We start from the raw sequence: 12,949 nt of genomic DNA on the forward strand, positions 1-12,949 counted from the left end.
CATGATTATGCATGGCGGCCATGAACACCGAAATGATGACCGCCCGTCTCGCCGAACCCTTTGGCAGCTTCCCCGACATCCTGATGGAATGGTCGCGTATCAAGGGCGATGACCTTGCCTTGGTGGACGAAACCCGCGAGGTTTACTGGGCCGAACTGGTCGGGCTCGTCGAACGACTAGCGGCGCGGCTGGTGGAGACCGGATTGCAGCGCGGGCAATCGGTGGCGATTCTCGGCACTTCTACCGCCAATTATGCGCTGGTGTTCCTTGCCGCGATGCGTGCGGGCGGGGTGGCCGCACCGCTGACCACCAGTGCCTCGCCCGAGCAGCTTGTCGGCATGGCGAAAGACTCGGGCGCAGCGCACCTGTTCATCGATGCAGCCAAGGCGGACGAACTCGGCCCCGATTTCATGGCCGATCTGATTCGCGTGCCGCTGGAGAGCATCGACCAGTGGATGGCACCCCCGGGCAGCCGCGCCCCGGACTTCGTGCCGGAGCCGAAAGACCCGTTCAACATCATCTATTCCAGCGGGACGACCGGCATCCCCAAAGGCATCGTCCATTCGCACCAGATGCGTTGGCGGCAGTTTGCTTCAACCGCGCTTTCCTATCTGGGTGCCGGACTGGAAGTGCGCTCGCTCGCTTCGACTCCGCTCTATTCGAACACCACGATGGTCGCGTTTCTGCCGGTGCTGCTGGCGGGCGGCTGCGTGCGGGTGATGGGCAAGTTCGATTGCGGCAAGTGGCTGGCCCATGCGCAGGCTGACGGCACCACCATCACCATGCTGGTGCCGGTGCAATATCAGCGGCTGATGGATTTCGCGGATTTCGACACCTTCGATCTGTCGAGCCTGAAGCTCAAATATTGCACATCCGCGCCCTTCCCCGCCGAATTGAAGCGCGAGGTGCTGGCGCGGATGCCGGGCGGGTTGATCGAAATCTATTCGATGACCGAAGGCGGGGTGGTGTGCCTGCTGCCGTGCCACGAATTCCCTGAAAAGCTCCACACGGTAGGCCGCCCCGCGCCGGGCAGCGAGCTGAAGGTGCTCGACGACGAAGACCGCGAGGTGCCACCGGGCACGCCCGGCAACATGGTCGGCCGTAGCCTGACAATGATGAGCGGCTACAAGAACCGCCCCGACAAGACTGCCGAAGCGCAATGGATCGACCCTGCCACGGGCGAGGCATGGATGCGGATGGGCGATATCGGGCGGGTGGATGCGGAAGGCTTCGTCGAACTGGTGGGCCGCGCCAAGGACATGATCATCTCCGGCGGGTTCAATATCTACCCGTCCGATCTGGAAGCCGAATTGTGCAAGGAATCCGGCGTTGCCGAAGCCGCGGTCGTGGGGATGCCATCGCGCAAATGGGGCGAGAGCCCGGTCGGCTTCGTGGTGCTGAAAGATGGCGCGGCCCGGCCTGCGGCAATCATGGCGGCGGTCAATGAACGGCTCGGCAAGACCCAGCGGCTTGCGGCATTGCATCCGATTGCGGAGATGCCGCGCAGCCATATCGGCAAACTGCTCAAGACCGACCTGCGCGAGGAAGCGGCGCGGCTGGGCGGGGTGGAGTAGAATCAACACGGCCCGGCTCTCCTGATGGAAGGCCGGGCCGGTTATGGCTTTCGCCGTGCCTTCGGCGTTACACGATACCCGAGGCAGAGGCCTCAGACGATGAACGTGGTGAACGCGGTGCCGCTGATGGCGATGGAGAGGATGAAGGCGACAGCCTTTTCGCTGAACATGCGCATGGTCCAATTTCCCTGTTTTGTTGTGGTTTGGGAGCCCGGCCGATCAGAGGGGGGAGAGAGGGATGATCGCCCGGGCTTGCGCATCATATAACAAGCGCCGCGTAATAATCAATCAACGTTGAGGCGTAAAAATACGCATCACGGCAATCGAAAAATGCAATCACAGGACATGAAAAACGCCGCATACGGCAATGCAGGCGGCTCGAGACGCGGCCACCATTCAAGGGGGGGAGGGGAGGTGGCCGCGTCTCTTTCGCTGCTTGCCCGGGCGCGGAGGCCGCGGGCGGAGACAGGGCAGAGCAGCCTGGCGAGGGGGAGAGCCGGGCGCTGCTGCCGGTCAGGCAGGCTGGCAATCGGGCCGTGTTCGGCCTGCAATCGCCGGGCGATAACCTCGTTCAGAGGAAGCCGGGATGAGAGAGAGGGGCCCGGCAGATCATCGCTTGCCTTGCCAGATGGTGTTCGATTGGATCGAACTCAAATGCGAAAATGCCAAATTTGATTGCGTGTTTTGCAACAATGGCTGGCACGCAAACAAACGACCGCCGGATCGCTCCGGCGGCCGCCTGTAATTGTAGGAGAATCCTTGCGGGAAGGCCTCAGTTGGCGGCAATCGCCCGGCCGTTGCGGGCTTCAAGCGCAGCAACGCGTGCGACTTCGGCCAGCGCCACGGTGCGGGCATCGGCCACGCACTTGTCGTCGATGATGCTGCGACCATAGGTATAGCGGCCAGCGGCCGCGATGGTGCAGGCCTTGCGCAGCTTGGCATCAATGCGCGCTTCAATCGCGGCGCGGCCTTCGGCGCTGGTCACATCGACATCATCATATGCAATCCGCACGGTGACGGTTTCTTCGGCGGCCGGGGCGGCAACGGCCGGGGCAGCAATGGCGACGAGGGCGATCAGGGGGAGAGTGAAACGCATAGGAAATACTCCGTGATTGAGAGAGGGTGTCAGGGAATCGATGCCGTTGGCCGACATTCGGTTGCTGTTTGAAACTATGGTGCAGTGCACAAGAATAATGTGCAAATGCGAAATGCGTGAAATTGGTTCCGAAGTTTGCAACTGACCCCGTGCAATTTATCAGGAACCCGATGAATTATAACGCCAAGTTTTACGCTGCATTGCAAAAAAAATAGCGCCTGCGCAGCGGTGCTGGACAGCGCTGGGTGCCCTGCCGTAATCGCCCGGTATGAGCGCGCACCCATCCAGCCCCGCCCCCGGCGATTCTGCCGTCCCGGATTCTATCCTGATTGTCGATTTCGGATCGCAGGTGACCCAGCTGATCGCCCGCCGTGTGCGCGAGGCCGGGGTCTATTCCGAAATCGCGCCTTTCACGCAGGCCGAAGCCGCGTTCCACCGGATGCAGCCCAAGGGGATCATCCTGTCCGGATCGCCCGCCAGCGTGCCCGACGACGGCAGCCCGCGCGCCCCGCAGTTGCTGTTCGATGCGGGCATCCCGATTCTTGGCATCTGTTACGGCCAGCAGGTGATGACGCACCAGCTGGGCGGCGAAGTGCGCCCCGGCCATGAAACCGGAGAGGGCGGCGAATTCGGCCGCGCGTTCCTGACCGTCACAGGCGAATGCGCCTTGTTTGACGGGCTGTGGGACATCGATTCGCGCCATCAGGTATGGATGAGCCACGGCGACAAGGTGACGCAGTTTGCCCCCGGCTTCGAAATTGTCGCCACCTCCGACGGCGCGCCCTTTGCCGTGATCGCCGACGAAGCGCGCAAGTTTTACGGCACCCAGTTCCACCCGGAGGTCGTCCACACCCCCGATGGCGGCAAGCTGATCGCCAATTTCGTGCGCCATGTCTGCGGGCTGACGGGCGATTGGACGATGGCCGAGTTCCGCAAGACCAAGATCGCCGAAATCCGCGCCCAGGTGGGCGATGGTCGCGTGATCTGCGGCCTTTCCGGCGGCGTCGATTCGGCGGTCGCGGCAGTGCTGATTCACGAAGCGATCGGCGATCAGCTCACCTGTGTTTACGTCGACCACGGGTTGATGCGCCTCAACGAGACCGAGCAGGTCGTCACCCTGTTCCGCGATCATTACAATATCCCGCTGGTTGCGGTCGATGCCGAGGAAACCTTCCTCGCCGGGCTGGCCGGGCTCACCGATCCCGAAAAGAAGCGCAAGTTCATTGGCGGCGCCTTCATCGACCTGTTCGAGGCGGAGGCGAAGAAGATCGGCGGCGCCGATTTCCTCGCGCAGGGCACGCTCTATCCCGATGTGATCGAGTCTGTGTCCTTCACCGGCGGGCCAAGTGTCACGATCAAGAGCCACCACAATGTCGGCGGCCTGCCCGAACGCATGAATATGCAACTGGTCGAGCCGCTGCGCGAACTGTTCAAGGACGAAGTGCGCGATCTGGGGCGCGAACTCGGCCTGCCCGATGCCTTTGTCGGCCGCCACCCCTTCCCCGGCCCCGGCCTTGCAATCCGCATTCCCGGCGAAGTCACGAAGGAACGCTGCGATATCCTGCGCAAGGCCGATGCGATCTACCTTGAGGAAATCCGCAACGCCGGGCTGTATGACGCGATCTGGCAGGCTTTCGCGGTGCTGCTGCCGGTGAAAACCGTGGGCGTAATGGGCGACGGGCGCACTTACGACAACGTCTGCGCCCTGCGCGCCGTCACCTCGACCGACGGGATGACCGCAGACGTGTTCCCCTACGACGCCGGGTTCCTGACCCGCGTGGCCACCCGCATCGTCAACGAGGTCAAGGGCATCAACCGGGTGGTGTATGATTACACCAGCAAGCCCCCCGGCACGATTGAATGGGAGTGAGGCGAGTGGGAGTGAGGCTGGCCGCAACGCCTCTTTCAGACCCTCTTCCGGCAGGGCCTGAAATCGCATATTCCCCGGCTCCAAGCTATCCGCCTGAAAGGTTGCTCCGCACCATGCCTAATCTGTGCCCGTCCGTCCGTTTTGGTGCCCTTGCTGCGGTTCTCGCGCTTGGCCTTGCTGCCTGCGCCGAACCTGCGACGAACGCGCCAGCGGATGCGGGTGGTGATGCGGTTTCGGTGACCGAAGGCGCCTGGACGCTGGAACCTGCGACTTCGCGGCTGTCCTATGTCAGCATCAAGGCGGGCGAGGTGGCCGAGGCCAATCGTTTCGACAGGCTTTCCGGCACGGTCGCCGCCGATGGCACCGCCACGATCGAAATCGATCTTGCCTCGGTCAACACCGGCGTGGACATACGCAACGAACGGATGCGCGATATCTTCTTTCAGGTGGTCGATAATCCCACCGCGACCGTCACGGCAAAGCTCGATCCGGCAGCTTTTGCCGCACTGGCCGTGGGCCAGTCGATCTCCCGACCTCTGAAGGGCACCGTGTCGATCAAGGGCGCGCAGAGCGACATCGAGACCGATGTTCTCGTCACCCGTGTCTCGGCTGATCGCGTCACCGTGGTGCCGACCGCGCCGGTGATCATCTCGACCGACATGTTCGAACTGACCGACGAGCTGGGCGAACTGCGCGCGCTGGCGCAGCTGCCTTCGATCACGCCTGCCGTGCCGGTGACCTTCACGCTTTCGTTCAGCCGTTCCTGATCGCGCCAGCCTGACGCTACGGCGACGGGCGTGCGGGCGCGGGCGGGCGCGTGTCCCATCAAAAGCGGGCTTGAAAGCGCGGCGCAAGTGGGCTTGTCTTGCGTTCAAACACGCAATTCAACGGGAGAACACACGCCATGAAGACCGCGATCACCGAAATGTTCGGCATCCAGCACCCGATTATCCAGGGCGGGATGCACTATGTGGGCTTTGCCGAAATGGCCGCGGCGGTCTCCAACGCGGGCGGGCTGGGGATTATCACCGGGCTGACGCAGGGCACGCCCGAAAAGCTGGCGAATGAAATCGCGCGCTGCAAGGACATGACCGACAAGCCCTTCGGCGTGAACCTCACCATCCTGCCGACCCTGACCCCGCCGGATTATCCGGGGTTGGTCAAGGCGGTGATCGATGGCGGTGTGAAGGTGGTCGAGACGGCAGGGCGCAATCCGGTCGACCTGCTGCCGCCGCTGAAGGATGCCGGGATCAAGGTGATCCACAAGTGCACTTCTGTGCGCCACTCCCTCAAGGCGCAGGATATCGGCTGCGATGCGGTAAGCGTTGATGGCTTCGAGTGCGGCGGCCATCCGGGCGAGGATGATGTGCCCAATTTCATCCTGCTGCCGCGTGCAGCGGACGAGCTGGAAATCCCCTTCGTCTCCAGCGGCGGGATGGCTGACGGGCGCAGCCTTGTCGCCAGCCTTGCGATGGGCGCGCAGGGGATGAACATGGGCACGCGCTTCATTGCCACGAAAGAGGCACCGGTGCACGAAAACGTGAAGCAGGCAATCCTGGCGGCGAGCGAACTCGACACCCGGCTTGTCATGCGGCCGCTGCGCAACACCGAACGCGTGCTCACCAACGAGGCGGTCGAACGTCTGCTGGTCAAGGAGCGGGAACTGGGTGACGCCATCACCATTCAGGATATCCTGCCCGAAGTGGCGGGCGTCTATCCCAAGATCATGTCGGAAGGCACGATGGATGCAGGCGCGTGGAGCTGCGGCATGGTCGCCGGGTTGATCCACGATATCCCGACCTGTCAGGAACTGATCGACCGGATCATGCTGCAGGCCGAGGAAATCATCGCCCGGATGCAAGCCATGGCGCGCGGCTGAACCCGGCTATGCTGCCAGATCCGTGCCCGGCCTTACGCCGCCGGGCCGGATCGGCAAGCCTGCCATTAGCCGTCGCTGGAAGTACCGTCCTTCACGCGGGTGTAGGGCACGAAATCTTCGAAAAACACCGCGCCGGTGAAGATGCCGGTGACCGGATCAACGGTAGTCATCATGTCAAGCTTGCACAGCTCGCTCGCGATGAAGCGGCGTGAAACGAGCGCGTCACTATCATCGATGCTGCCGGGATCGCGGGTGCGCTGGACATAGATCGTGCTGCCCGAACCATAGACATAAGCCGTGCGATCGATGGTCTGCAGCCGCTGGTTGGGCATGGTGCGGATGCAGCGCTGCGGCTCGCCCGCCACGCGCCCCTCGAGCAGCTTGGCGAGGCGTTTTTCACCCTTGGTTTCGGGAGCAGCTTCGGCCGTGGTTTCAACGTCGCTTTGTGCAGCGGCCGGCAGCGCAGAGCCAAGCGCGAGTGCGGCGGCGATGCTGCCAGCAACGGCGCGGGATAGAGCAGGTACACGGTTCATGACACGGTTCTCCTAGCGAACATTGGCCGCTTCAATGCCACACCGCGCCTTAACCGGCCCTGAGCGGTGTCAGCTTGCCCCGGCGGAAATATCCGGCAGGCTTGCCTGATCCGCGCCATCGGCGATCCCGCCGCGCAGCACGAACCGCCGGTCGCAATAGCCGCAATCGACATAGCCGTGCTCGTCGATTTCAAGAAACACGCGGGGATGGCCCAGCGCGGCGGGGCGATAGCCTGCGCCGCCGCGGATGCCGCTGGCGCCGTCGCAGCTGACGCGCCGCGTATCGACCAGCAGGGTTTCGGGAGGAGGAATGTTCATGGCCGCTGCCGATACAACCCGCAGCGGTGCAGCGCAATTGCCTTTGGCGTGGCGCTTGCCTAGGGCAGGGCCATGCCAGCAGAGCCCGCCATCCGCATCGATAACCTCGCCAAACGCTATGCCCCTGCCAAGGGCGCGAACGGCACGGTGACCGATGGCAAGCTGGCGCTGGGCGGGGTCAGCTTCGATGTGCCCGAAGGTTCGATCTTCGGGCTGCTCGGCCCCAACGGCGCGGGCAAATCGACACTGATCAATATCCTCGCCGGGCTGGTCAACAAGACTTCGGGCAGCGTCGATATCTGGGGCTTCGACATAGATCGCGACCGGCGCAACGCCAGCCGTTCGATCGGAATCGTGCCGCAGGAAATCGTGTTCGATCCGTTCTTCACCCCGTTCGAAGTGCTGGAGAATCAGGCCGGATTCTACGGCATCGCCGCCAAGCTGCGCCGCAGCGAGGAATTGCTCGAAGCGGTGCGGCTGGCCGACAAGCGCAATGCCTATGCCCGCACGCTTTCGGGCGGGATGAAGCGGCGGCTGCTGGTGGCCAAGGCGATGGTGCATTCGCCGCCGATTCTGGTGCTGGATGAACCCACAGCCGGGGTCGATGTCGATCTGCGCCGGCAATTGTGGGAACTGGTCAGCGAACTCAACCGCGAAGGGGTGACGGTGGTGCTGACCACCCACTACCTCGAAGAGGCCGAGGAATTGTGCGATCGTATCGCGATCATCAATCATGGCCAGCTGATCGCCAACAAACCGACCCGCGAGTTGGTGGACATGGCGCGCGAGAAGATCGTCGCGGTCACCGCTGCTGCCGATCTGACCGCTGCGCCTGCCCACGAGGCTTTCGTGCGGGCCACCTGGGATGGCGCACGCGGGGTCGAGGTGACCTATGACAAGGATCGCCTCAGCGCCGGACAGGTGCTTGGAATCTTGCAGGATCAGGGCCTCGTGATCGAGGATGTCATCACCCGCGAGGCCGATCTGGAAGATGTGTTCGTGCAGCTGACTGGCGGCGGCGTGGATTAACCCTTGCGCTTGCGCCAATTGTGGCGGGCGCGGCGTTCGATGGCAGCGCCGCAATGGCGGCAGTGGCCGGTATAGGTCAGGCCATCCCATGTGACATCACGTCGCAAAGGCCGGTGGCGGCCGATAAGGCATCCTAAATTCGGTAGAAACGACATGGCAGGACGCATCCGGGATAGAGGATCAGGATACTCGGGTTATTATCTTGCGACCTTCGCGCATATTCAGGCAGAACCGGAAACGCGATCCTGCGCGAGCTAACACTATATTGCACCGCAACCAAGGGAAATTACCTACGTCATTTTCCTTAAAATGGTGTGACGCAGGCGCGCCCAAAATAGCGATATGCTTGCCCGTCGCCCGATTGCGCGGCATGGCTGATCAATGGCGAATATTGATGCAGCGCGGCAGGCGCATGATGTGGTCATCATCGGGTCAGGCGCTGCCGGGCTGACAGCGGCGCTGGCGCTGGCGGAAACGCGCAGCGTGCTGGTGCTGGCCAAAGGCTCGCTCACTGGCGGATCGACTGCGTGGGCGCAGGGCGGGATCGCCGCAGTGCTCGATACCGGCGACACTTTCGACAATCACGTGCGCGATACGATGGTGGCGGGCGCGGGCCTGAACGACCTGGCCACGGTCGAATTCGTGATTGAACGCGCACCGCAATCGATTGACCGGCTGTGCGAGTTGGGCGTGCCGTTCAACCGCGATGCGGACAGCCTCCACCTGACCCGCGAGGGCGGCCATTCGCACCGCAGGATCGTGCATGTCGATGATGCGACCGGCTGGGCGGTGCAATCGGCGCTGGTCAAGGCGGCGCAGGATCACCCTAACATCACCTTGCTGCCGGGCCGCACCTGCATCGATTTCATCACCGATCGCCACCGCGATCAGTTCTCCGCCGCCGGGCGTGTGTGGGGCGTTTATGCGCTGAACGAGGCAAGCGGTCGGGTCGAACGGCACATTGGCAAAGCCACCGTGCTGGCGACAGGCGGCGCGGGCCGCGTGTACCAATTCTCCACCGCCCCGCGCGGCGCAACCGGCGATGGCATCGCCATGGCATGGCGGGCAGGCGCGCGCGTTTCCAACATGGAGATGATGCAGTTCCACCCGACGTGCCTCTACAACCTCGATGTGAAAAACTTCCTCATCACCGAAGCCGTGCGGGGCGAAGGCGGGCACCTGCTGCACCCCGAAACGGGCCGCCGCTTCATGGTCGATTACGATCCCGAACGGATGGAACTGGCCCCGCGCGATGTGGTGGCCCGCGCGATCGATGACCAGATCAAGCGGTTTGGCCTCGATTACGTTCACCTCGATATCAGCCACCAGCCTGCCGATTTCGTGCGCGGGCATTTCCCGATGATCCACGAAAAGCTGATGGGCCTTGGCATCGACATGACGAAGCAGCCAATTCCGGTTGTCCCGGCGCAGCATTACACTTGCGGCGGGGTGGTGGTGGATTTGCAGGCGCGCACCGATATTCCCGGCCTGTGGGCGGCCGGGGAATGCACCGAAAGCGGGCTGCACGGCGCCAACCGGCTGGCATCGAACAGCTTGCTGGAGTGTTTCGTGTTCGGCGAAGCGGCGGCGCAGGATATCCTTGCGCGCTGGGACACGCTGGAAGAACCGCCCGCGATCCTGCCGTGGGACGAAAGCCGCGTGACCGATTCCGACGAGGAGGTGGTGATCAAGCAGAACTGGACCGAAATCCGCCGCTTCATGTGGAACTATGTCGGCATCGTGCGCACCACCAAACGGCTCGAACGGGCCGCCAGCCGCATCGAATTGCTGAAACGCGAGGTCGAGGACTATTACGGCGCGTTCCGGGTGACGACCGACCTGATCGAACTGCGCAACCTGCTGCAATCGGCAGAACTGATCGTGAAGAGCGCGCTCCACCGCAAGGAGAGCCGGGGGCTGCACTACACGCTGGATTATCCCGAACTGTCGGACGAGCCGCGGGATACGGTGCTGGTGCCGTGAGGCGGCTATATTTCTCGCGAAATTTTGCGCGCGGAATCTGCCTCTTTCTTCACGGCCTCAATCAATTTCTGTATGTTCGAAATAATTTGCTCACCAATTCCCCGTCGATGGAGCATCATTTTGCTGAATAGGTGAAATGCAATTGTGACGACTGCCGCAAGCAAGTTGGCAATCTCTGCCCAATCACTGAAGTCAGGAAATAAATTCATGATGTCGGAACCAGTTTCTCAGCAGCATCTTTGAGTTGAATGTATAATGCTAGTTCAGATGTGAGCGCTTTAGCATTCTCGCTTCCGCGCCATACACAATATGCGCCACCAACGATAGGTATCAAGGCCACAGCAGGAACGGCTATTGAGATTGCCGCAACGACGCCACCTCCTGCAACGGAAGTCCCTACGCCTATGCCGACTACCTTGGCCTGATCTCTCCGCTCAGTGGTTGTCGCAATTTTCTCCTCTAGGGCGCGGATCAGCTTGCGATGCATGTCCCTCACGGAGTCTACCTCGTCCGGATCATTGATACCTCGAAAAGCATCAGCGGTGGCTCGAAGTGTCGATTGAGAGTCACAAGTGTCACGCAAGATCCTCAGCTCGCGGAGGTTGGGCTGCCCTTCCACGGCTTTCCTGATTTCGCCAAACAAATCGTAGAGGACGCTCATAGAGGCACAATCTTATTTTTCGAAGAGGTTGGCAACAGACACAATTCCTGTCGGAACTACAAATGTGCTAGCAAGCGCGCGCGGGAAAATAATGCTGCCTCGCATCGATAGGATTTTCTGATGCTGCGCCGCATTCCAATTCTAGCCCTTACGGTTGCGCTTGCCGCTTTCGCCGCCCCCCTCGCCGCCCAGGACGTCCCCACCCCCACCGAAAACTCCATCGTCGTCACCGCTCAGCGCTCCGGCGCGCCGATGTGGACGATTGATACGCCTACCGGCACCATCATCCTCGTCGGGGAAATCCGGGCAATCCCGAAAACCACGCCGTGGCAGCCTGATCGCCTGAAGGACGCGACCGCGCAGGCCAGCCGCGTGATCCTTGGCGCGAAGCCGCGGATTTCGCCGGGCGATGTGCTGCGGCTGATCTTCAGCGGATCGAAGTTCACCAAACTGCCCGAAAAATCGCAAGCGAGCGAATATCTTGCGCCCGAACAATGGGCGCGGCTCGAAGCGCTGGGGACGGAGCATGACGAAGACTATGCCCGCAAGAGCTTCCTGCTCACATCCTTCCAGATGCTGCGCAAGGAACTGCGCTTCAACCGCGACACCGCCGACGATGCCTCCGACGTGGTCAGCAAGGCGGCGGACAAGGCGAAAGTCCCCACCACCCGCGCCGCCACCTTGCGGGGTGAGGACATCATCGACAACCTCGCCGATGCGCCGCCCGCCGCGCATATCCCCTGCCTCAATGCGGCGATGGATGCGGTCGAAAGCGGCCCCGATATCGTCGAACAGCGCGGGGCGGACTGGCGGCGCTATGATATTCCGGCGGTGATGGCCAACCCGCTGGAACAGGCGCTCGGCCAGTGCTGGCCGTGGGCGGACGAGACTTTGGGAAGCGAACTGCGCACCATCTGGGTCGACCAGATCACCGCCGCGCAAAGCCAGCCGGGCGTGACGCTCGCCGTGGTGCCGCTGCGGGTGCTGGCGGAACCCGACGGCGTGCTCGACCGGCTTTCGGCCCAGGGCCTCGACATCTCCGGCCCGGCGTGGAAATAACTGGCGCAAAGCACAAGCGCGAGAGGCCACGTCACCCATGCCCACCATCACCACGCCCAACACCAACATCGAAATCTTCTACGAGGATCACCTTCCGCATGGGGGCAATCCTGAAGCCGAAGTGATCCTGCTGGTGATGGGTCTCGGCGCGCAGCTGACCCTGTGGCCGGACGAATTCGTGGATGCGCTGGTGAGCGAAGGCTTCCGCGTGATCCGTTACGACAACCGCGATATCGGGCTGAGCCAGAAGATGGAAGGCGCCCGCGCGCCGACACTTGCGGTGCAGGTGCTGCGCAAGAAGATCGGCTTTCCGGCCAAGGTGCCTTACACCCTCAAGGACATGGCCGATGACGGGATCGGCCTGCTGGATGCGCTGGGGATCGCCCGCGCCCACGTGGTCGGCGCTTCGATGGGCGGGATGATCGTGCAGCTGATGGCGATCCACCATCCTGAACGGCTCGCCAGCCTCACCTCGATCATGTCCACCACCGGCAACGGCAAGCTGCCGCAGGCGGAAAAGCACGCGATGGAAGCGCTGATCGCGCCGCTGAAGGCGATGGACGAGGAAACCATCGTCGCCCACGGGCTGAACGTGGCGCGCAATATCGGCAGCCCCGGTTTCCCCTTCGATCCCGAACAACAGCGCGAGCGGGTGCTGAAGAACATCCGCCGTTCTGTCTATCCCGCAGGGCTACCGCGGCAACTGGCCGCGATCATCGATGATGGCTGTCGCCGCTCGCGCCTCGCCAATGTGCGCGTGCCGACACTGGTGCTGCACGGCGAAGATGATCCGCTGGTCAAGCTGGAGGCGGGCGAGGATACCGCCAAGCACATTTCGGGCGCGCGGCTGGTGACGATCCCCGGCTGGGGCCACGATATCCCGCTGCCGCTGATCCCGCGCGTGACGCAGGAAATTGTCACTCACGTTCGCGGATAAAGGCTGCCGA

Annotated in this window: 13 protein-coding genes; 8 read left to right on the top strand and 5 right to left on the bottom strand. The window is 62.6% G+C overall.

The annotated features are described in order from the left end of the window. Nucleotides 1-11 precede the first annotated feature (11 nt). Nucleotides 12-1,574 (top strand): class I adenylate-forming enzyme family protein, encoded by a 1,563-nt coding sequence (locus tag IP79_RS09145; protein ID WP_082337115.1) that lies wholly within the window; start codon nt 12-14, stop codon nt 1,572-1,574. A 92-nt stretch (nt 1,575-1,666) separates the two neighbouring features. Here the strand turns inward: IP79_RS09145 and IP79_RS15465 are convergent, their stop codons facing one another. Both IP79_RS15465 and IP79_RS09150 read right to left on the bottom strand, forming a co-directional pair. Next, nucleotides 1,667-1,837, bottom strand: coding sequence for a hypothetical protein (locus IP79_RS15465; RefSeq protein ID WP_156318209.1), 171 nt, complete (start codon nt 1,835-1,837; stop codon nt 1,667-1,669). Between the two features lie 509 nt (nt 1,838-2,346). Further along, a complete protein-coding gene (locus IP79_RS09150) occupies nt 2,347-2,670 on the bottom strand; it encodes a UrcA family protein (RefSeq protein ID WP_054118892.1) in 324 nt (107 codons plus the stop codon). Nucleotides 2,671-2,938: 268 nt separating this feature from the next. Here IP79_RS09150 and guaA point away from each other — a divergent pair, with 268 nt between their 5' ends. The 3 genes from guaA (at nt 2,939) to IP79_RS09165 (ending at nt 6,419) form a co-directional block, all read left to right on the top strand. Beyond that, nucleotides 2,939-4,540 (top strand): glutamine-hydrolyzing GMP synthase, encoded by a 1,602-nt coding sequence (gene guaA / locus IP79_RS09155; protein WP_054118893.1) that lies wholly within the window; start codon nt 2,939-2,941, stop codon nt 4,538-4,540. Nucleotides 4,541-4,653: 113 nt separating this feature from the next. Then, nucleotides 4,654-5,307, top strand: a complete 654-nt coding sequence (locus IP79_RS09160; RefSeq protein WP_054118894.1) for a YceI family protein — start codon at nt 4,654-4,656, stop codon at nt 5,305-5,307. A 137-nt stretch (nt 5,308-5,444) separates the two neighbouring features. Next, the gene (locus tag IP79_RS09165) at nt 5,445-6,419 is read left to right on the top strand and encodes an NAD(P)H-dependent flavin oxidoreductase (RefSeq protein WP_054118895.1); all 975 of its coding nucleotides are present in this window, start codon (nt 5,445-5,447) and stop codon (nt 6,417-6,419) included. 65 nt (nt 6,420-6,484) lie between these two features. Here IP79_RS09165 and IP79_RS09170 read toward each other — a convergent pair whose 3' ends face one another. Both IP79_RS09170 and IP79_RS09175 read right to left on the bottom strand, forming a co-directional pair. After that, the gene (locus tag IP79_RS09170; RefSeq protein WP_054118896.1) at nt 6,485-6,952 is read right to left on the bottom strand and encodes a hypothetical protein; all 468 of its coding nucleotides are present in this window, start codon (nt 6,950-6,952) and stop codon (nt 6,485-6,487) included. A 69-nt stretch (nt 6,953-7,021) separates the two neighbouring features. After that, complete coding sequence (locus IP79_RS09175) at nt 7,022-7,270, bottom strand: zinc-finger domain-containing protein (protein WP_054118897.1); 249 nt, start codon at nt 7,268-7,270, stop codon at nt 7,022-7,024. A gap of 72 nt (nt 7,271-7,342) precedes the next feature. On the opposite strand from IP79_RS09175, the gene IP79_RS09180 reads away from it, so the two are divergent. Both IP79_RS09180 and nadB read left to right on the top strand, forming a co-directional pair. Next, complete coding sequence (locus IP79_RS09180) at nt 7,343-8,299, top strand: ABC transporter ATP-binding protein (protein WP_054118898.1); 957 nt, start codon at nt 7,343-7,345, stop codon at nt 8,297-8,299. A gap of 381 nt (nt 8,300-8,680) precedes the next feature. Further along, nucleotides 8,681-10,282, top strand: a complete 1,602-nt coding sequence (gene nadB, locus IP79_RS09185) for an L-aspartate oxidase (protein ID WP_054118899.1) — start codon at nt 8,681-8,683, stop codon at nt 10,280-10,282. A 205-nt stretch (nt 10,283-10,487) separates the two neighbouring features. Here the strand turns inward: nadB and IP79_RS09195 are convergent, their stop codons facing one another. Then, complete coding sequence (locus IP79_RS09195; RefSeq protein WP_054118901.1) at nt 10,488-10,943, bottom strand: hypothetical protein; 456 nt, start codon at nt 10,941-10,943, stop codon at nt 10,488-10,490. Nucleotides 10,944-11,063: 120 nt separating this feature from the next. Between IP79_RS09195 and IP79_RS09200 the strand changes: the two genes are divergently transcribed. Continuing rightward, nucleotides 11,064-12,002: a TraB/GumN family protein gene (locus tag IP79_RS09200; protein WP_054118902.1), complete on the top strand. Its 939-nt coding sequence runs from the start codon at nt 11,064-11,066 to the stop codon at nt 12,000-12,002. A 37-nt stretch (nt 12,003-12,039) separates the two neighbouring features. Continuing rightward, on the top strand, nt 12,040-12,939 hold the full coding sequence (locus tag IP79_RS09205; protein WP_054118903.1) for an alpha/beta fold hydrolase: 900 nt from the start codon (nt 12,040-12,042) through the stop codon (nt 12,937-12,939). The last annotated feature ends 10 nt before the right edge of the window (nt 12,940-12,949 follow it).

Origin of the sequence: Porphyrobacter sp. AAP60 (assembly GCF_001296025.1) — a bacterium.
Classification (GTDB): domain Bacteria; phylum Pseudomonadota; class Alphaproteobacteria; order Sphingomonadales; family Sphingomonadaceae; genus Erythrobacter.